This is a genomic window from Burkholderia crassaminum (assembly GCF_964265005.1).
GTDB lineage: Bacteria > Pseudomonadota > Gammaproteobacteria > Burkholderiales > Burkholderiaceae > Burkholderia.
Genome location: NZ_OZ183800.1, coordinates 294,295 through 315,643 on the forward strand (window position 1 = coordinate 294,295; position 21,349 = coordinate 315,643).

19 protein-coding genes are annotated in these 21,349 nt (G+C 65.8%); 7 read left to right on the top strand and 12 right to left on the bottom strand.

The window, feature by feature from the left end; translation table 11 throughout:
* Positions 1–3: 3 nt before the first annotated feature.
* The 4 genes from ACPTTF_RS18495 to ACPTTF_RS18510 all read right to left on the bottom strand — a co-directional run bounded on the left by ACPTTF_RS18495 (position 4) and on the right by ACPTTF_RS18510 (position 4,596).
* The gene (locus tag ACPTTF_RS18495; protein WP_423367678.1) at positions 4–540 is read right to left on the bottom strand and encodes a PAAR domain-containing protein; all 537 of its coding nucleotides are present in this window, start codon (positions 538–540) and stop codon (positions 4–6) included.
* Positions 541–550: 10 nt separating this feature from the next.
* Entirely contained in the window at positions 551–1,210 is a 660-nt protein-coding gene (locus ACPTTF_RS18500) for a hypothetical protein (RefSeq protein WP_423367679.1), read from the bottom strand.
* 540 nt (positions 1,211–1,750) lie between these two features.
* Complete coding sequence (gene gabD / locus ACPTTF_RS18505) at positions 1,751–3,220, bottom strand: NADP-dependent succinate-semialdehyde dehydrogenase (RefSeq protein ID WP_423367680.1); 1,470 nt, start codon at positions 3,218–3,220, stop codon at positions 1,751–1,753.
* Between the two features lie 92 nt (positions 3,221–3,312).
* The gene (locus ACPTTF_RS18510) at positions 3,313–4,596 is read right to left on the bottom strand and encodes a 4-aminobutyrate--2-oxoglutarate transaminase (RefSeq protein WP_423367681.1); all 1,284 of its coding nucleotides are present in this window, start codon (positions 4,594–4,596) and stop codon (positions 3,313–3,315) included.
* Positions 4,597–4,722: 126 nt separating this feature from the next.
* Here ACPTTF_RS18510 and ACPTTF_RS18515 point away from each other — a divergent pair, with 126 nt between their 5' ends.
* Entirely contained in the window at positions 4,723–6,234 is a 1,512-nt protein-coding gene (locus ACPTTF_RS18515; protein WP_166956428.1) for a PLP-dependent aminotransferase family protein, read from the top strand.
* Positions 6,235–6,352: 118 nt separating this feature from the next.
* Here the strand turns inward: ACPTTF_RS18515 and ACPTTF_RS18520 are convergent, their stop codons facing one another.
* From ACPTTF_RS18520 to ACPTTF_RS18530, 3 genes are read right to left on the bottom strand one after another with little or no spacing between them, the layout of a single operon-like run.
* Positions 6,353–7,843, bottom strand: a complete 1,491-nt coding sequence (locus ACPTTF_RS18520; RefSeq protein WP_423367682.1) for an SLC13 family permease — start codon at positions 7,841–7,843, stop codon at positions 6,353–6,355.
* A 29-nt stretch (positions 7,844–7,872) separates the two neighbouring features.
* A complete protein-coding gene (locus ACPTTF_RS18525; RefSeq protein WP_423367683.1) occupies positions 7,873–8,646 on the bottom strand; it encodes an IclR family transcriptional regulator in 774 nt (257 codons plus the stop codon).
* On the bottom strand, positions 8,643–9,542 hold the full coding sequence (locus ACPTTF_RS18530) for an N-formylglutamate amidohydrolase (RefSeq protein WP_423367684.1): 900 nt from the start codon (positions 9,540–9,542) through the stop codon (positions 8,643–8,645). Before ACPTTF_RS18530 ends, ACPTTF_RS18525 begins: the two co-directional genes overlap by 4 nt.
* Before the next feature lie 350 nt (positions 9,543–9,892).
* Between ACPTTF_RS18530 and ACPTTF_RS18535 the strand changes: the two genes are divergently transcribed.
* Positions 9,893–10,996: a porin gene (locus ACPTTF_RS18535; RefSeq protein ID WP_423367685.1), complete on the top strand. Its 1,104-nt coding sequence runs from the start codon at positions 9,893–9,895 to the stop codon at positions 10,994–10,996.
* Positions 10,997–11,028: 32 nt separating this feature from the next.
* Here ACPTTF_RS18535 and ACPTTF_RS18540 read toward each other — a convergent pair whose 3' ends face one another.
* The gene (locus ACPTTF_RS18540) at positions 11,029–11,865 is read right to left on the bottom strand and encodes a DMT family transporter (protein ID WP_166956444.1); all 837 of its coding nucleotides are present in this window, start codon (positions 11,863–11,865) and stop codon (positions 11,029–11,031) included.
* A 115-nt stretch (positions 11,866–11,980) separates the two neighbouring features.
* Between ACPTTF_RS18540 and selD the strand changes: the two genes are divergently transcribed.
* The 3 genes from selD to ACPTTF_RS18555 all read left to right on the top strand — a co-directional run bounded on the left by selD (position 11,981) and on the right by ACPTTF_RS18555 (position 15,024).
* Positions 11,981–13,045, top strand: coding sequence for a selenide, water dikinase SelD (gene selD / locus ACPTTF_RS18545; protein ID WP_423367686.1), 1,065 nt, complete (start codon positions 11,981–11,983; stop codon positions 13,043–13,045).
* 72 nt (positions 13,046–13,117) lie between these two features.
* On the top strand, positions 13,118–13,708 hold the full coding sequence (locus ACPTTF_RS18550; RefSeq protein WP_423367687.1) for a LysE family translocator: 591 nt from the start codon (positions 13,118–13,120) through the stop codon (positions 13,706–13,708).
* Between the two features lie 236 nt (positions 13,709–13,944).
* Positions 13,945–15,024, top strand: a complete 1,080-nt coding sequence (locus tag ACPTTF_RS18555; RefSeq protein ID WP_423367688.1) for a purine-nucleoside phosphorylase — start codon at positions 13,945–13,947, stop codon at positions 15,022–15,024.
* A 115-nt stretch (positions 15,025–15,139) separates the two neighbouring features.
* On the opposite strand, the gene ACPTTF_RS18560 is transcribed toward ACPTTF_RS18555, so the two are convergent.
* The 4 genes from ACPTTF_RS18560 to ceoR all read right to left on the bottom strand — a co-directional run bounded on the left by ACPTTF_RS18560 (position 15,140) and on the right by ceoR (position 19,033).
* Positions 15,140–15,898 (bottom strand): hypothetical protein, encoded by a 759-nt coding sequence (locus ACPTTF_RS18560; RefSeq protein ID WP_423367689.1) that lies wholly within the window; start codon positions 15,896–15,898, stop codon positions 15,140–15,142.
* Positions 15,899–15,910: 12 nt separating this feature from the next.
* A complete protein-coding gene (locus tag ACPTTF_RS18565) occupies positions 15,911–16,522 on the bottom strand; it encodes a M35 family metallo-endopeptidase (RefSeq protein ID WP_423367690.1) in 612 nt (203 codons plus the stop codon).
* Positions 16,523–17,266: 744 nt separating this feature from the next.
* Positions 17,267–17,560, bottom strand: a complete 294-nt coding sequence (locus tag ACPTTF_RS18570; RefSeq protein ID WP_166956461.1) for a DUF4148 domain-containing protein — start codon at positions 17,558–17,560, stop codon at positions 17,267–17,269.
* A gap of 468 nt (positions 17,561–18,028) precedes the next feature.
* Positions 18,029–19,033: a putative multidrug efflux transcriptional regulator CeoR gene (ceoR, locus tag ACPTTF_RS18575; protein ID WP_166956464.1), complete on the bottom strand. Its 1,005-nt coding sequence runs from the start codon at positions 19,031–19,033 to the stop codon at positions 18,029–18,031.
* Between the two features lie 174 nt (positions 19,034–19,207).
* Here ceoR and ACPTTF_RS18580 point away from each other — a divergent pair, with 174 nt between their 5' ends.
* Both ACPTTF_RS18580 and ceoA read left to right on the top strand, forming a co-directional pair.
* Positions 19,208–20,068 (top strand): alpha/beta hydrolase, encoded by an 861-nt coding sequence (locus ACPTTF_RS18580; protein ID WP_166956466.1) that lies wholly within the window; start codon positions 19,208–19,210, stop codon positions 20,066–20,068.
* A gap of 32 nt (positions 20,069–20,100) precedes the next feature.
* The gene (gene ceoA, locus ACPTTF_RS18585; protein ID WP_166956469.1) at positions 20,101–21,318 is read left to right on the top strand and encodes a multidrug efflux RND transporter periplasmic adaptor subunit CeoA; all 1,218 of its coding nucleotides are present in this window, start codon (positions 20,101–20,103) and stop codon (positions 21,316–21,318) included.
* Positions 21,319–21,349 lie beyond the last annotated feature (31 nt).

Sequence of the window (21,349 nt, forward strand, 5' to 3'; positions counted from 1 at the left end):
GTTTCAGTCCTCGATTACAAGCTTCAACGTCTGTGCGCGTTCGGTTCGCACGCGCACGGTACAGCCGTGCCGATCACTCACGCCGGACGCAAGCACGCTCCCAAATCGATCCTTGATCCAATAGCGCACGTTGCTTAACGGTTGCTTCGTCCTCACGTCGCGGATCACAAATTGATCGTTGTAAATATCCGATATCGGCGCGTATCGCGTGGGTGCGAATCCCGAATATCCGGTGAAGGCGTTCGCCGTGCCACGGCCGCCGTCCCCCCCAATGAAAAACGTGCAGTCGTTGCCCGCGACCAAAAGATTTTGCCCGCATGGACAAAGTACAGCGTCGCCCTCCACCGCTACGGCACGTCCGTTACCAACAACGGATACCGCGCTTCCGGCTATCGGAAACATTCCCTCGCAATTTCCGCACGTCGCTTTGTCGCCGTCCAAGGCAATGTGCTTGTTGTTCACGAATATGCTTGAAGCGCCCGCGATGACGATTCCACCTGTCGTCGTTGCGTCGCCATTCCTGATCGCTCGTCGGCTCACGGCTATGTCCTCAATTGAAGTTGGTAAAGACCCAATCGGCTGACTCCGGGTCATAAATCGCGTATTGATCGATCGTGGCATCTTCAATTGCGATGGTCGGCGGTGTGCACGCCAATGCTTCAGCTTCTGCTTCGGCTAACTGGTCGGCGGTCCACGCATGCATCAAGTCCAGCGTCGCGCCGAACCTGGATAGCCCAGCACGCAGATAGGCTGTTTCGATCTGCTCGACCATGTTGTCCGCGAAGCGGATCGTGAAATGGTCACGACGAGCGATTGGCACGTCAAACGACGAAGCGAAGTAGGCCATCAAGGGATGCCCCTCATCGGAAACAACCAGACGTCCTTTGGTCGCTCCGTATGCATAGTTCACGGCGACCAGTAACCGGCCATGCTGTTCCATGAAGCGACGGGTATCGACTTGTTGAAAATCGATCGGCCAATAGTGGTCATCGTCACGCGCGAGCGTTTTCGAGCCTATGACCGCGTCAAGTGGGGAGAGGTAGGTGCAAATGAACGGATCGTGCGTGCAGATCATCTGCATGTTTCCGCTATACGTCGGATCGATCGAATCGGGCGCATCGGTCGGCGGCGTGTGTAGCTGCTGCGCCATCGCGTAAAGCCGGATCGATGAGTGAAGAAAGTAAGGGCAGGCGGCATGTTCTTCTTCCACGGACTCGGATACCTTATGTAAGGACGAGCTGTAGACAGTGGCCGGCAGGATTTTCTCTGTCTATAGAACGAGTACGATTCTTGTTTTGGAGTCCGACGGAGATTGATGATCAAAAACGATCATCGAGGCTGAGGCGACGGGAGATCGAGCAGAACGCGGCCGGGTGTGTAACTGCCCGTCCGTCATACTGGCGACTGTTAACGTGTGTCACGGCACCACCCGCTGCAGCGGTGCCTGTGTGCGCTGACTCTGCACACTGGGGGCCGTCGGGGGAAGTGTTCACGCGCGGGCAAACCAGATCGAGGTGGAACACTCAACCCAGCGGCGTGCAGCGAAATGAGAAACGAGACTCGAATGAAATTGGCGCGCGATATGACGTATCGGCGAATACAGCGATCGAAATTGGGTGCGCAGAGCGGGGCGATTTCGTGCGTACCAAGGTGACGCGGGCACGGCGGAGAGGGACACCGGCCCGCGTCGGACCGCCCGGTTCCGGCCGGGCGGTCAGGGCCTGCCACTGACGCGGCAGGCCCTGAACCGTCAGACGGCGAGGCAGAGGTACTTGATCACGACGTAGTCGTCGATGCCGTAGTGCGAGCCTTCGCGGCCGAGGCCCGATTGCTTCACGCCACCGAACGGCGCGACTTCGTTCGAGATCAGGCCCGTGTTCACGCCGACCATCCCGTATTCGAGCGCTTCCGCCACCTTCCACACGCGGCCGATGTCGCGGCTGTAGAAGTACGCGGCGAGGCCGAACTCGGTGTCGTTCGCGAGACGGATCACTTCATCGTCGCTGCTGAACTTGAACAGCGGCGCGAGCGGCCCGAACGTCTCTTCCTTCGCGACCTTCATCGCCGGCGTGACGCCCGTCAGTACGGTCGGCTCGAAGAAGCCGTGGCCGAGCGCATGGCGCTTGCCGCCGGTCACGACGGTCGCGCCCTTCGCGAGCGCGTCCTCGATGTGCGCCTCGACCTTCAGCACCGCTGCTTCGTTGATCAGCGGGCCCTGCGTGACGCCCGGCTCCGTGCCGCGACCGACCTTCAACTGGCCGACGGCTGCCGCGAGCTTCTGCGCGAACTGGTCGTACACGGCCTCATGCACGTAGAAGCGGTTCGTGCACACGCAGGTCTGGCCGCTGTTGCGGTACTTCGATGCGATCGCGCCCTGCACGGCCGCGTCGAGATCGGCGTCGTCGAACACGATGAACGGCGCGTTGCCGCCGAGCTCCAGCGACACCTTCTTGACCGTCGCCGCGCATTGCGACATCAGCAGGCGGCCGACCGGCGTCGAGCCGGTGAATGACAGCTTGCGCACGATCGGGTTCGACGTCATTTCGCCGCCGATCGCCTTCGGGTCGCCCGTGACAACGCTGAACACGCCGGCCGGCACGCCCGCGCGCTCGGCCAGCACGGCCATCGCGAGTGCCGAGAACGGCGTCGCTTCAGCCGGCTTCACGACGATCGGGCAGCCTGCGGCGAGCGCCGGGCCGACCTTGCGCGTGATCATCGCCGCCGGGAAGTTCCACGGCGTGATCGCCGCGCACACGCCGATCGCTTCCTTCGTCACGACGATGCGCTTGTCGCTCGCCGGCGTCGGGATCGTGTCGCCGTACACGCGCTTGCCTTCCTCCGCGAACCATTCGAGGAACGATGCGGCATAGCCGATCTCGCCCTTCGCTTCTGCCAGCGACTTGCCCTGCTCGGTCGTCAGGATCAGCGCGAGGTCGTCGGCGTTTTCCATCATCAGGTCGTGCCACTTGCGCAGGATGACCGCGCGTTCCTTCGCGGTCTTCTTGCGCCACGCCGGCCATGCGGCGTTCGCGGCTTCGATCGCGTGGCGCGTCTCGGCCGTGCCCATCGCCGGCACGGTGCCGAGCAGGCCGCCCGTCGCCGGGTTGCGGACGTCGAACGTCTCGCCGTTCGTCGCGCCTTGCCATTCGCCGTTGACGTACGCCTGCTGGCGGAACAGCGACGGGTCTTTCAGTGCCAGGGTTTCCTGAACCGTGCTCATATGAATCACCTGCTTCGAAAAGGACGGATGAAACGGCCGCCGCCGTCGTGAAGACGGCGGCGGCGCATTCAATGGATGAAGTCGACGGGAACTCAGGCCGGCACGCCGACCGTTTCCTTCAGCACTTCCTCGAGGATCACGAGCGCTTCGTCGAACACGGCTTGCGGGATCGTCAGCGGGAACAGGAAGCGCACGACGTTCGAGTACACGCCGCACACGAGCAGCAGCAGGCCGCGCTCGAGCGCGCGCGTCTGCACGCGCTTCGTGAAATCCGCATCCGGCTCGCCCGAACCCGGCTTCAGGAACTCGACCGCGATCATCGCGCCCGGGCCGCGCACGTCGGCGATCTGCGGCACGTCGGCCTGCAGTGCGTTCAGCTTCGCCTTCAGCACGTCGCCGAGTTGCGTCGCGCGCTCGCACAGCTTCTCTTCGTCGATGATCTCGAGCACCGCGTGTGCCGATGCGACGGCCAGCGGGTTGCCCGCGTACGTGCCGCCGAGGCCGCCGGGGGCTGCCGCGTCCATCAGGTCGGCACGGCCGACGACGCCCGACAGCGGCATGCCGCCCGCGAGGCTCTTCGCCATCGTGATCAGGTCGGCCAGCACGTCGTAGTGCTGCATCGCGAACAGCTTGCCGGTACGCGCGAAGCCCGTTTGCACTTCGTCGGCGATCAGCAGGATGCCGTGTTCGTTACAGACCTTGCGCAGTGCGCGCACGAATTCGGCCGGCGCCGCGTAGAAGCCGCCTTCGCCCTGGACCGGTTCGAAGATGATCGCGGCGACGCGCTTCGGATCGATGTCGGCCTTGAACAGCATCTCGATCGCCTTGATCGAGTCGGCCGTCGTCACGCCGTGCACGGCGTTCGGGTACGGGGCGTGGAACACGTCGCCCGGGAACGGGCCGAAATTCAGCTTGTACGGGGCGACCTTGCCGGTCAGCGCCATGCCCATCATCGTGCGGCCGTGGAAGCCACCCGAGAATGCGATGACGCCCGGACGGCCGGTGGCCGCGCGTGCGATCTTGATCGCGTTCTCGACGGCTTCGGCGCCGGTCGTGAAGAACGCGGTCTTCTTCGGGAAATCGCCCGGCGCGCGTGCGTTGATCTTCTCGGCCAGCTCGACGTACGACGCGTACGGGACGATCTGGTACGCGGTGTGCGTGAAGTTGTTCAGTTGATCCGAAATTGCCTTGACGATCTTCGGGTGGCGGTGGCCGGTGTTCAGCACCGCGATGCCGGCGGCGAAATCGATGAAGCGGCGGCCTTCGACGTCCCACAGTTCCGCGTTCTCGGCGCGGGCTGCGTAGAAATCGCACATCACGCCGACGCCGCGCGGGGTGGCGGCGTTCTTGCGGGCCTGCAGGTCGGCATTCTTCACGGTCATCTCCTTGATGTTCTTTCCGGTGAGGTGAAAATCGGGCGCTTCGACAGCCCATGGAGGCGACTATAATCACATTTGGCTCTGGCAATCAGAGCCATTTCAATAAATATTCAGGAGCCAATCATGCGCGCGAGCGTGTTGTCGGACTGGCTGGCGCAGCGCCTCGTGCGCGGCGGCGAACAGCCGATCTACCGGCAGCTTCACCGGCTGCTGCAACAGGCGATCCTGTCGCGCGAACTGCCGGCCGGCACGCGTGTACCGTCGTCGCGGCTCCTCGCCGCCGAACTCGGGATCGCGCGCAACACGGTCACGCAGGTTTACGAACAGCTTGCGCTCGAAGGCTATGTGAACTCGGCGACCGGCCGCGGCACCTTCGTCGCCGACAGCGCGCCGGACGAGATCGTCGGCGCGCCGTCCGACGCGGCCGCCGCACACCCGGCGCTCGTGCAGCCGTCCGCGCGGCGGCTGTCCGCGCGCGGCACACGGCTCGTCGAAGGGGCCGGCGTGTCGAAACGGCAGGGCGGCGCGTTCATGCCGGGCGTGCCCGATGTGTCGCGATTTCCGGCGCGCGTGTGGACGCGGCTGCACAACAAATACTGGCGGCGGTTGCGCCCGGACCTGCTGACCTACGCGCCGGGCGGCGGGCTCGCGCTGCTGCGCGAGGCGCTGGCCGACTACCTGCGCACGTCGCGCTCGGTGCGCTGCACGCCCGAGCAGATCGTGATCACGACCGGCATCCACCAGTCGATCGACCTCGCCGTGCGGCTGCTGACCGACCCGGGCGACGCGATCTGGACCGAGGATCCCTGCTACTGGGGCGTGCGCAGCGTGCTGAACGTGTCGGGGCTGACGACGCGGCCGATCCCGGTCGACGAGGAAGGGATCGCGCCGTCGGCCGCCGATCTCGCCGAACCGCCGAAGCTGATGCTCGTCACGCCGTCGCACCAGTACCCGCTCGGGATGGTGATGAGCCTCGCGCGGCGGCGGATGCTGCTCGAATACGCGCGTCAGCACGGTTGCTGGATCATCGAGGACGACTACGACAGCGAATTTCGTTACGGCAGCCGGCCCCTCGCGTCGCTGCAGGGCCTCGACACGGCCGGGCAGGTGATCTACGTCGGCAGTTTCGGCAAGACGCTGTTCCCGGGGCTGCGGGTCGGCTACCTGGTCGCGCCCGAGCCGCTCGCGGAAAGTTTCGCGACCGCGAGCGCCGAGCTGTATCGCGAAGGGCAGTTGCTGCAGCAGGCCGTGCTTGCCGAATTCATCGCGGAAGGGCACTTCGTGTCGCACATCCGCAAGATGCGCACGCTGTACGGGCAGCGCCGCGAGATGCTGCTCGACGCGGTCGCGCAACGCTACGGCGACACGCTGCACGCGCTCGGCAGCGATGCGGGGCTGCATCTGGTCACGCAGTTGCCGGAGGGTGTCGACGATCGCGCGGTCGCGCAGGCCGCGCTCGAACGCAATATCGTCGTGCGACCGTTGTCGGGCTACTACGCGGACCGCGAACGTGCGGCGTCGGGGTTGCTGCTCGGTTATGCGTGCGTGCCGGAGGACGAGATCGCGACGGCGTTCGCGACGCTCGCCGAGGCGATCGACGAGCGGGCGTTCGGTGGGGCGGTGGCGGTGGCTTGAACGGCGCTTCCGGTTGCGGTATTGGGTTGCGATGCCCGCCGCCGCCATCGAGCCGGGTAGGGGGCACGCGCTGCGCACCGCCGAGCGCACGCGCGTTCTGCCGACCCTGTCGCGAACCTCAATACCCGATCCACACCGCGAACGTCAGCACGACGCACGACAGCGCGAGCAGCGTCAGGAACAGCGGCAGCACGAAGCGGATCCACGCGCCGAAATCGACGCGCGCCGTTGCCAGATACGCGAGCAGCATCCCGGACGTCGGCGTGACGAGATTCGTCAGCCCGCCGCCGAGCACGAACGCGAGCACCGACGTCTGCCCGCTCACGCCGGAGAGTTGCGCGATCGGCCCGATGATCGGCATGCTGACCGCGGCCTTGCCCGACACCGACGGAATGAAGACGTCGAGCACCATCTGCACACCCATCAGCCCGTTCGCGACCCACACCGGCGATTGCCCGTCCGCGAGCCGCGTGAAGAAATGGATCAGCGTGTCGAGCACGAGGCTGTTCTGCAGCAGCAGTTCGACGGAAGCGGCGAGCCCCATCAGCAGTGCGGCGAGCATCATGTTCTTCATCCCGTCGACGAACGCATCGGCCGCGCTGCGCGAATCGAGCCGGCCGATGACGGCCGTCGCGATGCTCACGGCCGCGTAGAACGCTGCGAGTTCGACGTTGCCCCATTTCAGTTCGCGCGTGCCGTAGATCAGCATCGCGACGGCCGCGGCGAACACCAGCAGCGTCGCCTTGTGGCGCAATGACAGCTTCGCGGCCGCGTGCGCGGCGTGGCCCGCCGCGGTCTGCCCGGCCCGATAGCCGGTGTTGCGCACGTAGCGCAGCAGGTACAGGATGCCGATCGTCAGGAATACGACGAATATGGCCGCGCGCAGCGCAACGCCGCTGAACAGCGGCACGCCGACGAGCGGCTGTGCGACGGCGAGCGCGAGCGGGTTCGTGACCGACGCGATATAGCCGATCTTCGCGGCGAGCGCGACGAGCGCGACCGCGAACAGGTCGGAGAGCCCCAGGCGCCGCGCGATCACGACCACCATCGGAATGATCACGAGATACTCGGAGATGAAGCCGAGCAGCGTGCTGCCGAGCCCGATCAGGATCATCAGCAGCGGCGTCAGCAGGTACGCATTGTTGCCGGTGAGTTGCAGCAGCCGGTCGATGCCGGCATCGACGACACCCGTGCGGCGCATCACGCCGAACATCCCGCCGACGAACATCACCATCACGATCAGTGGCGCGTTCTTCAGCAGCCCTTGCGGCACCGCGACGAACGCGGAGACGAGGCTTGCCGGCAGCGCCTGCGCGGACGTGCTGTGGCTGACGGCCGGCGCAACGAGCGTCGTGAGCGCAGTCGTCTTCGGTACCACGTGATAGGTGCCGGGTACGACGAGCCGGCCGTTGCGGGCGAACTGGCCCGAGTCGACGAGCCACGTGAGTGCGATCGCGGCGGCGAGCACCCACAACATCATCACGACGGGGTGCAGCATCTTGCCGTGCGGATGCGGCGCGTGAGCGGCAGGCGCCGCGGGATCGTCGGCCGCACGTGCGGCGGTGTCGGCGCCGGGCGCGCCGGCCGGGTTCGGGGAAGAAGCGGACATCGGATCCTCGTCGAAGAAGAAGCGGGCCGTCAGGCCGGTTGCAGCGCGGCGCGCGCCGGGACGTAGCCGAGTTCGGCGGAAATGGCGAGGCTGCACGCCTGCAGGCGTTCGAGATAGTCGGGAATGTCGGCATGGCTCACGCGCACCTCGGGCCCCGTCACGCTGACCGACGCGACCGTCGCGCCCGTCAGGTCGGGCACCGGCACCGCGATCCCGACCGCACCTGGCGTCACCTCGCCGCTGCTCACCGCGTAGCCCTTGCGCGCGACCGCGTCGAGTTCGGCGGCGAGCTTCGCCGGGTCGTCGGCCTGGCCGTTGCGGCGCAGTTGCGCGAGATATTCGTCGCGCACGGCATCCGGCGCGAACGCGAGCAGCACCTTGCCCGATGCGCCGAAATTGATCGGCCGGCGGTTGCCGACCGCGCCGACGGTACGCACCGCGTGCGTGGTTTCGCAACGCGCGACGCACACCGATTCGAGCCCTTCGCGCACGCGCAGCACGATGGTCTCGTTGATCGCCTGGTTGAGCGCGAGCATGTGCCGGTGCGCGGCGCGCACGAGCGCGTTCTGCTGCGATGCGGCCACGCCGATCACGAACGCCTGCGGGCCGAGCGCATAGGTGGACGTGCGCGGGTCCTGCACGACGAAGCGGTGCAGTTCGAGCGTGCACAGCATCCGGTACGTGCGCGACTTGTTGATGCCGAGTTGCGACGCCAGCTCGGTCACGCCGAGGTGCGGATGCTCGGCCACGTAGGTCAGCAGCTTCAGCGCGCTGTCGACGGCGTCGACGATGTAGGTCGTCATGCTGTCTCTCCCTGCGGCGCGATGCGCGCACGGACGTAATCGGCGAGCGCGTCGAGATACGCGTCGACCGAGCGCTTCAGCGTGGCGAAGCCCGCGTGTTTCGCGAACGCGGCCTCGTCCATGTACAGCGCGCGATTGAATTCGATCTGGATGCTGTGGCGTTGCCGGGCGGGATCGGCGAGCGCGGTCAGCAGATCGCCGCCCTGGTACGGGTCGTTGACCTGTACGCGATAGCCGGCATCGACGAACCATTGCGCGGTCCACGCGGTGAAGGCCGGATTGGCGGTCGTGCCGCGGCGGTCGCTGACGACGACGTCCGGCCGCAACGCACCCGCGTCGACGTTCATCGCGTTGCCGCGCGACTTCATCGAATGGCAGTCGATGTGCCACAGCGCACCGTGCGTGGCATGCAGCGGCTCGGCGATGCCGGCGAGCGCGCGGCGGTACGGCAGGTAGTACGCGTCGATCCGGTGACGCACTTCCGCGAGCGACAGCTTGCGGTCGTACAGCGGCACGCCGGGCAACGCGTCGCGCCGGATCAGCCCCATCCCGCGCTGCGTATACGGCTGCGGCGCGAGCGGCTCGGGCCACGGCTCGGCGAGCAGCGTCGCGTCGATGTCGGTTTCCGCGCGGTTCGGATCGATGTACGCGCGCGGAAACGTCGCGCCGAGCAGCGTGGCGCCGCGCGCGGGGGCGCCGGCCCACAGTTCGTCGATGTACGCGTCCCAGGTCGTGCGGATCGCGTCGTCGGGCGCGACGGTGGCGAAGTCCGGCGGATAGGCGATGCCGCTGTGCGGCGAGTCGACGACGATCGGCAGGGCCGGCACCGTCGGCGTCGCGACGAAATGCGAGGGCGATGCGCCGGCAGTCGCGTTGTTGCAATTAAACGTCAGCATGGGGATCAGGTTCTTTACCTAGTTTCTTGGAGCGTCTCGTTCGTTTGTTTTAATCATTAAAACAGCGTATCAATATTTCACAACGACTGAAAATCGCGGTCAAGGGCTTTTTGCGATACCGGGATTACGCGTCGCGATCGGTCTGTCATGCCCGTGGTTATTGGGCTTGTTTCGTTCCTCGAAACGCGTTGCGATTCAGGGGTATTTGACTCCCGCGTGCGATTTTTGGCATCGCTTGACGCTTCAAATCGCCGAATTCGACAATGAATAAGACGATGTTTTATTCAATAAAACACGTTAAGGGCGAGATAAATCGCTCCCCATATTCAATCGACAAAAAGGGGTCGGAGATGAAGCGGAAAGGGATGACGGTCGCGCTGGCGGGTATCGCAATGGCGACAGGCGCGACGCATGCACAGGCGCAATCGAGCGTGACGCTGTACGGCGTGGTCGATTCGGGGATCACGTACACGAACAACCAGAACGGCCACGCTGCGTGGCAGGCGACCGGCGGCAACGAGCAGGGCACGCGCTTCGGGCTGCTCGGCAAGGAGGAACTCGGCGGCGGTACGCGCGCGGTGTTCCGGCTCGAGAACGGCTTCAACATCGAGAGCGGCGCCGCGAGCCAGGGCGGCCGGCTGTTCGGGCGCCGGGCGTACGTCGGGCTGGAAAACGACCGCTGGGGCACGCTGACGATGGGCCGCCAGTACAACGCGGCGCAGGAAGTGCTGGAGCCGCTGCAGATCGGCGCGACCACCGCGCTCACGCAGTACGCGCTGCATCCGTTCGACACCGACGACCTGAACAACACGTTCCGCACCAACAACTCGGTGCAGTACCAGACGCCCACGTGGTACGGGCTGCGCGCGGTCGGCCTGTACGGCTTCTCGAATTCGACGTCGTTCTCGCAGAACCGCGTGTGGAGCATCGGTACGAGCTACGAGAACGGGCCGCTGCAACTCGGCGCGGCGTACGTGCGTGTCGATCATCCGGCGCTCGACACGACCGGCGCGGCGGCGTCCGACAACTACTACACGTTCATCAAGGGCGTGACGCGCCAGCAGATCTGGGGCGCGGGCGGTGCGTATGCATGGGGCGCCGCGACGTTCGGGCTGCTGTACACGAGCTCGCTGTTCAACCTGCAGACGGGCGGCGCGATGCGCTTCAACAACTACGAAGGCAGCGTGCGCTACCTGATGACGCCCGCGCTCCAGTTCGCGCTTGGCGAAACCTATACGCAGGTGCTCGCGTCGCAGGGGCCGAAGCCGAGCTCGCACTACCTGCAGACGAGCGTCGGCGCGCAGTATTTCCTGTCGAAGCGCACCGATGTCTACGTGAACGCGTTCTACCAGCGCGCTTCATCGAACACGGTGGCCGCGATCGAAGGGATCTCGAATCCGTCGAGCACACGCACGCAGATCGTCGCGGTGACGGGCATCCGCCACAAGTTCTGACACGGCGGCAGGCCGCGGGCCGGGCGCGCCGCCTAGAGGCGGATCAGCGCCGCGCCCGCGACCACCAGCGCACACGCGGCGAGCCGCTGCGCGCCGGGCCGCTCGCGCATCACGAGCCAGCCGATCGCGACCGCGAAGATCGAGCTCGTTTCGCGCAGCGCCGACACCGTCCCGACCGGCAGGTACCGGTACGCGAGGATCACGATCCCGTACGCGGCGAGCGAGATCGTGCCCGCGATCGCGCCCTGCGTGAGTGCGGTGCGCGAGCCGAGTACCGCGCGCGGGCCGCCACGCACCGCGCAGACCAGCACGAACTGCGGCACGCTCCACAGCACGTACACCCATGCGATGTAGCCGAGCGCACTGCCGGATGCGCGTGAGCCGATGCCGTCGCAGATCGAATATGCGGCGATGAACACACCCGTGAGCAGCGCAAACGGCACGCCTTCGCCGGAGAACCGGAAGCCGCGCCGCAGCGCGAGCGACATGATGCCGAACGACACGAGCGCGATGCCCGCGAAGCCGAACGGTGTCGGCTGTTCGTGGAGGAAGGCGAGCGCGAGCACCGACACGAGCAGCGGCGAGATCCCGCGCGCGATCGGATAGATCTGGCCGAACTCACCGCTGCGGTATGCGCGCGCCAGCGTGAAGCAGTACGCGACCTCGAGCGCGGCCGACGCGGCGATGTACGGCCACGCGGCGGGTGCCGGCGCGGGCAGCAGCGCGGCGCCGACCACGCCGAACGCAAAATAGGGCAGCGACATCGTGCCGAGCTGGACGAGCCGGTCTTCGCTGACGTGGAGGAAGGCATTCCAGATGGCGTGCAGCAACGCGGAGCACAGCACGAGGCCGATGAAGAGGTGGTCCATGGACGGAGGTGTGGAAGGCGGCGGGAGCGGGGAGCGCGCCGTCATTATGTGGGTATCGGGCGCACTCGCACGGAATTGTCGATAATGGCGTGTTGTTATTCACCGGATGCCGACGATGACCGAAGCCACTCAAGCCCAGCCTGCCGTTCCGCGCCTCACGAGCCTGTCGCACGGCGGCGGCTGCGGCTGCAAGATTGCGCCGGGCGTGCTGTCCGAGCTGCTGAAGCGCGCGACGCCGCCCGCGCTGTTTCCTGATCTGCTGGTCGGTACCGAGACGTCCGACGACGCGGCCGTCTACCGCCTCAACGACGAGCAGGCGATCGTCGCGACCACCGACTTCTTCATGCCGATCGTCGACGATCCGTTCGACTTCGGCCGCATCGCGGCCACCAATGCGCTGTCCGACGTCTATGCGATGGGCGGCAAGCCGATCCTCGCGCTCGCGCTGGTCGGGATGCCGATCAACGTGCTGCCGCACGAGACGATCGCGGCCGTGCTGCGCGGCGGTGAATCGGTGTGCGCGGACGCCGGCATTCCGGTGGCGGGCGGCCATTCGATCGATTCGGTCGAACCGATCTACGGGCTCGCGGCGATCGGCGTCGTGCATCCGTCGCGTGTGAAGCGCAATGCGGCCGCGCGTGCGGGCGACGTGCTCGTGCTCGGCAAGCCGCTCGGTGTCGGCGTGCTGTCGGCCGCGCTGAAAAAGAACCAGCTCGATGCCGCGGGTTATGCGCAGATGGTCGCGACGGCCACCAAGCTGAACCGCCCGGGCACCGAACTCGCCGCGCTGCCGGGCGTGCACGCGCTGACCGACGTCACGGGCTTCGGCCTGCTCGGCCATACGCTCGAGCTCGCACGCGGCGCGCACCTCACCGCCCGCGTGCACTATGCGTCGCTGCCGTGGCTCACGGGCGTCGAGGCGTTCGTGGCCGACGGCGTGTTCACCGGCGCGTCGGGCCGCAACTGGGCCGCGTACGGCGCGGACGTGCAACTGGCCGACACGCTGCCGCCCGTCGCGCAGGCGCTGCTGACCGATCCGCAGACATCGGGCGGCCTGTTGGTCGCATGCGCGCCCGAGGCTGTCGACGACGTGCTCGCGTGCTTCCGTGCCGACGGCTTCGACCGCGCGGGCGTGATCGGCGAGATGGTGGACGGGCCTGCGCGCGTCGATGTCGCGTGACGCCGAATCGCCACAGCGGATTATTGTGCGGTCGCTAGAATCGATGCCTTCCATCGAAGGCATCGACGACCGATGAACGATTTCCTGTTCGGGCTGATGATCGCGCTGTCGGTCGGGCCCGTCGCGCTGATGATCGCGAACTACGGGATGCGCGCCGGCACCGCCAGCGGCGTGCGCGCGGCGGTGGGTGTCGCGACGGCCGACGGCTGCTATGCGGTCGTCGCGTTCACGCTCGGCGCGATGCTCGCGAGCACGCTCGCGGCGCACCTGTCGTGGTTTCGCCTGGTCGGCGCGCTCGTGCTGCTCGCGATGGGGGCGCGGATGCTGTGGCAGGCGCTGCGGGATCGCCGCCGCACGCTCGACGGCGAAGCGCGGCCGCCGGGCAGTCGCCCGTTTGCATCGATGTTCTTCGTCACGCTGGCGAATCCGCTGACGATCCTGTTGTTCTACGGGTATGCAACGGCCGCCGCCGGCGCGCATCGGCACTGGCTGCTCGGTGCCGCGTGCGTGTTTGCAGGCAGTCTCGCGGGGCAGCTCGTGTTCGCATTCGGCGGCAGCGTGATCGGCCGTATCGTGAAGTCGCCGGGGCTGCTCGCGGCGAGCCATGTGGTCGCCGCGCTTGTCGTGTTGGGTTACGGGGTGGCGGGGCTGGCGCGGCTGTAGCGGTTTGCCGGGCGACGAGCGTGCAGGTGCGATCGACGTATCGTTGTCGATCAACCGGATAGTATTCCTGAAGGTATGCGCGGCGCGCGGAGGGCATTTCCTGTGCGATTCCCGCGCGCACCCGCACCCGCCGTCGTTTCGTAGTCGGGTTCCGCATCGGGCACGCCCGTTCTATACTCCGTCGCGCAGTCTACGAGAGCCGTTCTCACCCAACATCCTCGAAACAAGGAACGCCGATGCTGACTCGCTCCATTCTTTCCGCCGCTGCATTCTCGCTCGCAGCCTGTGCGACCGCGCCGTCGATCGCGCAGGACAACCAGGGCAACAACGCGGGCAACAATGCATTCGCCGAGACCGGTGCACAGGGCCGCCCGGTCAAGGTCATGATCATCACGATGTTCGGTCCGGAGGGCCAGGCATGGCTCGACCGGATCGGCCCGTGGCGCGACATCGCCGTGCCCGGCCTGTCGCCCGACTACCCGAACGTTCATTGCAACAAGCAGGACGTGTGCGTGGTCACGACCGGCATGGGCTACGCGAACGCGTCGGCGACGATCATGGCGCTCACGTTCTCGCAGCGCTTCGATCTGCGCCGCACGTATTTCCTGATCTCCGGCATCGCGGGTGTTGATCCCGCGCAAGGCACGGTCGGTTCGGCCGCGTGGTCGAAGTACCTCGTCGATTTCAGCCTGCAGTGGGAGCTCGATGCACGCGAGATTCCGGCCGGCTGGAATACCGGCTTTCTCGGCATCAATACGAAGAGCCCGAACGACAAGCCGCCGCTCGACTATCGCACCGAAGTGTTCCAGCTCAACCCGCAGCTGACCGACGCCGCTGTCGCGCTGTCGCGCAACGTCGTGCTCGCCGACAGTGCACAGGCGCAGGCCGCGCGCGCGAAGTTCACGTATGCGCCGGCGAACCGGCCGCCGACGGTGATCCAGTGCGATACGTCATCAGGCAACACGTGGTTCTCGGGTACGCTGATCGGCGAGCGCGCGCGCCAGTGGACGAAGATCCTGACCGACGGCAAGGGCACCTACTGCATGACCGCGCAGGAAGACAACGCGACGTATGAAGCGCTCAAGCGTGCGGCGAGCGTGAAGCGGGTCGACCTGTCGCGTGTCGCGGTGCTGCGCACCGGGTCCGATTTCGACCGGCCGTATGCGGGGCAGACGAGTGCCGACAACCTGCTGAACTACGCGGACCAGGGCGGCTTCGCCCCGGCGACCGAAAACCTGTATCGCGCGGGCAACCCGCTCGTGCAGGACATCGTGACGCACTGGGGCGAGTGGCGCGATGGGGTGCCGCGCCGCTGAGTTGATGTAGCGACGCGCGGGAGTCACTCGACTGATCGCGCGTGGTCGGGCTCCGGGCGATTCAGTGTCGCCCGGGGCAACCCGACCCCAGGCCCCGGGCGCCGGACGCAGGGACTCACCGCGTGGGCTGGGCGAGCTTGAGTTCAATTCGCGTATATTCAGGCCCCAATAGCTGCACAGTCGCGGTCTGGCCGCGCTCATCCGTCATTCCGATGTATTGCGCTGCGCTGGTGCTGATCCGATAGCAGATATGTGCGAGCGGCTTCTTGTATTCATCCCGTAAAAACAAGGTCTGGTTACGTGTGCGAGCGGTCCAGTGCTCCGATGTCGCGAAACGCGCTGGCGTGGGCTCCCTGTTGTCGTTGCACGTAAAGCGATTCGAGCCGGGCGCGGGGCCGGGGGTCTCGGGTGTCAGTGCGTAACTGGCGACGCCCGGTGTAGCAGGCGAATTGCAGAGACTCTGGCACCCGGCGGGCGGGCATTTGGGAACGAACTGAACCCAAAGCTGCTTTGCATCGTCGGGATCGAGCTTGCCGTTCCTGCGAGACACGATGCGCTCGCTGACGTAGATGTCTTCGTGCAGCATGCCCAGTTGCACGAGAAAGGACCTCATCCGGTCCCCACGTTGCCGCGCCAGTTGCATGGGGTTGTGTTCCGAATCGTAGGCCGCCGCCTCCACCGATGCCGTTGCACCTTCGCGCGTCCATTCCCTGGCCGTCAGGTAATGCCTGACGACCGAGAGCCTGTCGGCATTGCTGATTTCGGATGAATTCATTGGCAGTTGCATGCCATCGGTCAGCAGGATCTTGCATGCATCCGCCTGTATCGGGAGTAACAGGACAGCGCTCAATATTGTCGGGAAAGCATGTCGCATGGGTTCTCCGATCTACCGCGCCAGAATGAACCAGGCGATATTGTCCGCATTGCTGATCGCCTTGTCCGGATGACGCCTCGCGAACTGGGCGCAAGCCGAACGCCCGTATGCGCCGGGATGGTCGTCCGCATCGAATGTGTCTGCAAAATGTGCGCATTCGTGAACGATCGTCAGTTGCTGCGACGAGAGATTGCCGGCCGATCGTTGGGGCAGTGAGCAAAAAGGGAGATTGATGGCGATGGTATGGGTTGACGTGTCCGGACGACAGACGTGTGCGACCTCGGCGTCGACATGTTTCGTGTTCGGCAGACATCCTGTTGCGCGATCGGCCTCGGAGCCGATGCGGACGAAGTTTCGTGGGCCGAGACTAGCCATTACGCTGGCCAGCGCGCCGAGTCCCAATATCAGCCTTCGTGTCGTATCGAAATGCGCCGACCCGAACCACTCGACAACCCGAGCTTCAGTGGCGGGGCTCCATCGAACCAAATCCCTCCGGCGCTGCTCGGTGATCGTCACCGCCTCGTCTCGCAATTCAAGTATTCGTTTCCTGAACTCCGAATCCGGCATGTTCGGGCATATCGTGGGCACGCCGAGCGATACACCCGGCTCTGACGACGTAGTCATGGGTACTCTCCGCATGGAACTTGTTGGGAGTGCTCATGCTAGGCATCAGGCGTCGACCGTCAGCGCGCCAAATTGCCGTTGACGAGGTGAACAAATCTTGGGAAGTGTGAATCGGGAGGAGCGCAAGTCCCCAAACCTCTCGCAACGAAGAGGTGTGCGTTCACAGGCTCAACCTGCGTGGCGGTTGCACCGAACCGCCTGGACTTGCTGTGTGCGCTCGTTAGACCGTCGAGTGTTACGTCACAGCATGACCCGGCATATGAATGCCCCCGTGTCAATTGACGTGTCGGGTATTGGCACGACTTGGTCGCTGGATTTCCGGCGGGCAACGTCACGAATCGTGTCGCTGCGATGGATGTCGTGGCAGCAGCATCGGCTCGACGCGGACACGTCAAAGCGATAAGGGAAAATCTGCTCGCTGCCGAGCGCGTGAAACCATCATCACGCCGGCAACCCGCTCATGCAGGACATCGTCACGCACTGGAGCGAATGGCGCGACGGCGTGCCGTGTCGTTGACGGCCGCCGGATGAGGGCCCGGCGGCAGAGAGGTCAATGCGCGTGCGGGGCCGAACGGAACGGCGTCCACACCGGCGTGGTGTCGTCCCAGTGATCGAGCGGCGAAGGAAGTTGATCGTTCATCATGTGCTCCTGCAACTAACTATCTAGCTGAATGACTCGGCGAGTCGTCGAGAGGGGAATCGCGACGCCGTGCACGGGGCAACCCGTTGCACGGCGTTGCGCGTTTACCGGCCTCCGCCGGCGAGCTGGTTGCTTTCCGGCATCGAGCGATACGGGCCTTGCGCCAGTTCGAGCCCTTGCGGATACGAATTTGCCTTGCGCAGGTAGGCGAGCGTGCCGTCCTTGCGTGCTTGCTCGACTTCCGCGTTCACTTCGGCGCGCGTGCGCGGGCCGTAGTGCTGCGAGTACCACGACGTATTGCCGTAGTCGCCGGCGTGCGGCGTGCCCGAATCGGCGAAGGCCGGAGCGGACACGGCGAGCGTAAGCGCGAGGGCGGAGAGAAGATGGCGGCGGTTCATGGTGTAGCTCCTGTGTCGATATGAGTTAGCGCTTCAGCGCTTACTCAGATCCCATGCTTTGCGCAGTCGGAGTTGGCGCTTCGGCGCTTACTCCGGTCCCATCAAGCGGGATCTGTTCGATGCGCAACGAGGTGCGCGACAGGGTTTACTCTAGGTATCTGTTCCGTCGCGATAAATGCGGCAGATGCGAATTGAATTGTCGTGTCAGTGGAACAATCGACATCCGCACGCGTGGCAGGGTTATGCGGAAATCGCTCAAACCCGCTTGCAGCGGGCCTCGCAAGGGTGCGGCGGCGGCGCGTGACGACGCATGCGAACGATTGCGTCGCACTGCACAAAGGTTTGCTGCGGATTCGGGAAGGATCTGGCGCGCCGGGCGGGAGCGTGGCGCGGAGGCGGGACGACGCGCGGGCCTCGCAGCCCGCGCGTCTGGTTCAGGTGCGCAATTCAGCCGCGCGGTTCAGTCGCTTACGCGACCCACTCGTTGATGACCGGCGTGTCGAGCACCGGCGCGCGTTCGGCTTCCTCGAACGTACGCTTGCTGCACGTTGCGTCGAGGCTGCCCTTGCCGCTCAGCAGCGGGCAACGGTCGAACACCTCGGCGACCCAGTCGACGAATACGCGCACTTTCGGCGACAGATGACGGCTGTGCGGATACACGACGGAGATCGGCATCGGCAGCGGCTTGACGCCGGGCAGCACTTCCTTGAGCCGGCCTTCGCGCAGATGCGGCAGCACCATGAAGAGCGGCGGCTGGATCAGCCCGAAGCCTTCGATTCCGCAGGTCACGTACGCATCCGCGTCGTTCACCGACACGATGCCCTCCATCTTCATCTCGACTTCCTCGCCGCCGGTCAGGAACGTCCAGTCGATCGTGCGGCCGGTGCGGCTCGAGAAGTAGTTGACTGCCTTGTGCTGGCTCAGGTCGTCGATCGTCTTCGGCTCGCCGTGGCGCGCGAGATAGTCGGGCGACGCGACCGTCACGCATTCGAACAGGCCGACCCGGCGCGCGACGAGCGACGAGTCCTGCAGTGCGCCGACGCGGATCACGCAATCGACACCTTCCTGCAGCAGGTCGACCGGCCGGTCGGACAGGCCGAGCTGCAGGTCGATGTCCGGATAGCGCGTATGGAATTCGCACAGCGACGGAATCACGAGCAGCCGCCCGATCGAACCCGGCATGTCGATACGCAACTTTCCGTGCGGCTTCCGGTTGTTCGCCTGGAAGCTCGCCTCGGTTTCCTCGACGTCCGCGAGGATCCGCACGCATCGTTCGTAGTACGCGGCGCCGTCCGGCGTGAGCGACAGCCGGCGCGTGGTCCGGTGCATCAGCCGCACACCGAGGAATGCTTCGAGATTCTGGATGATCGTCGTGACGGACGCCCGCGGCAAGCTGAGCGTTTCTGCTGCCTTGGTGAAGCTGCTTGTATCGACGACGCGAGTAAACACCTGCATGGCCTGAAGCCGGTCCATCACAACCTCCGCAATCTAATTTGCCGCCGGAACAACAAGGCTGCGCTACCTCGTGGGTAAACGCAGCCTCGGATTGTTCGGGGGCGTTGAATTGTGTTGCCGGATTATAGGCATTTATCCCAATGTCTGCCGGACCCAGAATTCGTTCCATCTCGAAATGGATGCTGCATCGTCATGGACGCTTCTGAATTCAGCAAATTCCTGAAAGCCGCGTTGCCCGCGCAAGCCACGGCGGGCGCGGCGCTGACGGTCGCCGAAGTGGAAATTCCCGGCTACGCGCAGGACATCGTGCTGCGCCTCTACCGGCGCCCGGACAAAACCGGGTTGCCAGTAGTGCTTTATTTCCACGGCGGCGGCTTCGTCCGCGGTTCGCTCGAAGACGCCGATTTCGCCGCGCGTTTTTTAGCAGAACGCTTACCAGCTCTCGTAGTGTCGGTCGATTATTCGCTCGCGCCGGCCTATCCCTTTCCGGCCGCGCCGGAGGATGCGTATCGCGCCGCCGTGTGGGCCGCGACGCGCGCCCGCGCGTTCGGCGGCAACCCGAAGAAGATCGGTGTCGCCGGCCATGATGCCGGCGGCCAGCTCGCGAACTGCCTGGCATTCATCGCACGTGACCGCGGTGAAGTGTCGATCGTCGCGCAGGCGCTGTTCGGGCCGATGCTCGACCCGAGCATGACGCGCATCGGCGACGCCGAGCGCCTCGCCTCCGACATCACCGCGCGCGAATGCGCGGCATGCTATCGCGCGTATCTGCCGCAGGCCGCGCAACGCATGCATCCGTACGCGGCGCCGCTCGAATCGGTGCGCCTCGCGGGCCTGCCGCCGACGCTCGTCGTCACCGCGCAGAACGACGTGCTGCATGTCGAGGCGGAGAAATATGCGGGCTGCCTGATCTCGTCGGGCGTGCTCACGCAGGTGATCCGCTATCCGGACATCACGCACGCCGCGCTCGCGACGCACGAAGCCGCCTTCGAGGAAGCCGTGCGCTTCTTCCAGTGCCGCTTCCAGGCGCGCCAGCCGAACCGTTCCGAATAACCAAAACCAATCCACGTTTACTGGAGATCCACATGGCCATCCTACGCACCTCCCGCTCCCGAATCGCGACAGCGGCGATCGTGACGCTCGCCGTCGTCGGCCTCGGAACGTTCGGCGCGATGCGCGTGAACGCGAACGCGCCCGAGAAATCGGCAGCGCCGCTTCCCGAAGTCGATGTCGCGACCGTCGTGCCGCAGACCGTCACCGACTGGCAGAGTTATTCGGGCCGCCTCGAAGCGGTCGAGAAGGTCGACGTGCGCCCGCAGGTGTCGGGCACGATCGTCGCGGTGAACTTCAAGGACGGCGCGCTCGTGAAGAAGGGCGACGTGCTGTTCGTGATCGATCCGCGCCCGTACCAGGCCGAAACCGATCGCGCGGCCGCGCAGCTCGCGGCCGCGCAGGCGCGCAACGGCTACGCGCAGACCGACTGGCAGCGCGCGCAGCGGCTGATCGGCGACAACGCGATCGCAAAGCGCGACTACGACGAGAAGCAGAACGCGGCGCGTGAGGCGGCGGCGAACCTGAAGGCCGCCGACGCTGCGCTGGAAACGGCGCGCATCAACCTCGGCTATACGCGGATCACCGCGCCTGTCTCGGGTCGCGTGTCGCGTGCGGAAATCACGCTCGGCAACGTCGTGTCGGCCGGCGCGTCGGCCGCGCCGCTCACCACGCTGGTGTCGGTGTCGCCGATCTACGCGTCGTTCGACGCGGATGAACAGACCTACCTGCAATACATCAACGGCGCGCGCAACGGCCGCAAGGTGCCGGTCGAGCTCGGCCTCGCGAACGAAACCGGCTACTCGCGCAGCGGCGAGATCGACTCGGTCGACAACCGGCTCGACACGTCGTCGGGCACGATCCGCGTGCGCGCGCGCTTCGACAACACGGACGGTGCGCTCGTCCCGGGCCTGTACGCACGCGTGAAGGTGGGCGGCAGCGCGCCGCACGAGGCGCTGCTCGTCGACGACGCGGCGATCAACACCGACCAGGACAAGAAGTTCGTGTTCGTCGTCGACCAGCAGGGCCGCGTGTCGTACCGCGAAGTGCAGCAGGGGATGCAGCACGGCAACCGGCGCGTGATCGTGAGCGGCCTCGCGGCAGGCGATCGCGTGGTCGTGAACGGCACGCAGCGCGTTCGCCCCGGCGAACAGGTGAAGCCGCACATGGTCCCGATGACGGGCGGTGACGCGCCGTCCGCGCCGCTGGCGGACAACGCGAAGCCGGCCGCACCGGCGAAGGCGGATTCGTAAGCGGCCCGCCGCTTCGCATCCGCGTTCAACC

Bases quoted from the DNA above. Each gene is read 5' to 3' on its own strand.
- gabD (WP_423367680.1), bottom strand. From the start codon at position 3,220: ATGAGCACGGTTCAGGAAACCCTGGCACTGAAAGACCCGTCGCTGTTC.
- ACPTTF_RS18515 (WP_166956428.1), top strand. From the start codon at position 4,723: ATGCGCGCGAGCGTGTTGTCGGACTGGCTGGCGCAGCGCCTCGTGCGC.
- ACPTTF_RS18520 (WP_423367682.1), bottom strand. From the start codon at position 7,843: ATGTCCGCTTCTTCCCCGAACCCGGCCGGCGCGCCCGGCGCCGACACC.
- ACPTTF_RS18525 (WP_423367683.1), bottom strand. From the start codon at position 8,646: ATGACGACCTACATCGTCGACGCCGTCGACAGCGCGCTGAAGCTGCTG.
- ACPTTF_RS18530 (WP_423367684.1), bottom strand. From the start codon at position 9,542: ATGCTGACGTTTAATTGCAACAACGCGACTGCCGGCGCATCGCCCTCG.
- ACPTTF_RS18535 (WP_423367685.1), top strand. From the start codon at position 9,893: ATGAAGCGGAAAGGGATGACGGTCGCGCTGGCGGGTATCGCAATGGCG.
- ACPTTF_RS18540 (WP_166956444.1), bottom strand. From the start codon at position 11,865: ATGGACCACCTCTTCATCGGCCTCGTGCTGTGCTCCGCGTTGCTGCAC.
- selD (WP_423367686.1), top strand. From the start codon at position 11,981: ATGACCGAAGCCACTCAAGCCCAGCCTGCCGTTCCGCGCCTCACGAGC.
- ACPTTF_RS18550 (WP_423367687.1), top strand. From the start codon at position 13,118: ATGAACGATTTCCTGTTCGGGCTGATGATCGCGCTGTCGGTCGGGCCC.
- ACPTTF_RS18555 (WP_423367688.1), top strand. From the start codon at position 13,945: ATGCTGACTCGCTCCATTCTTTCCGCCGCTGCATTCTCGCTCGCAGCC.
- ACPTTF_RS18560 (WP_423367689.1), bottom strand. From the start codon at position 15,898: ATGCGACATGCTTTCCCGACAATATTGAGCGCTGTCCTGTTACTCCCG.
- ACPTTF_RS18565 (WP_423367690.1), bottom strand. From the start codon at position 16,522: ATGACTACGTCGTCAGAGCCGGGTGTATCGCTCGGCGTGCCCACGATA.
- ACPTTF_RS18570 (WP_166956461.1), bottom strand. From the start codon at position 17,560: ATGAACCGCCGCCATCTTCTCTCCGCCCTCGCGCTTACGCTCGCCGTG.
- ceoR (WP_166956464.1), bottom strand. From the start codon at position 19,033: ATGGACCGGCTTCAGGCCATGCAGGTGTTTACTCGCGTCGTCGATACA.
- ACPTTF_RS18580 (WP_166956466.1), top strand. From the start codon at position 19,208: ATGGACGCTTCTGAATTCAGCAAATTCCTGAAAGCCGCGTTGCCCGCG.
- ceoA (WP_166956469.1), top strand. From the start codon at position 20,101: ATGGCCATCCTACGCACCTCCCGCTCCCGAATCGCGACAGCGGCGATC.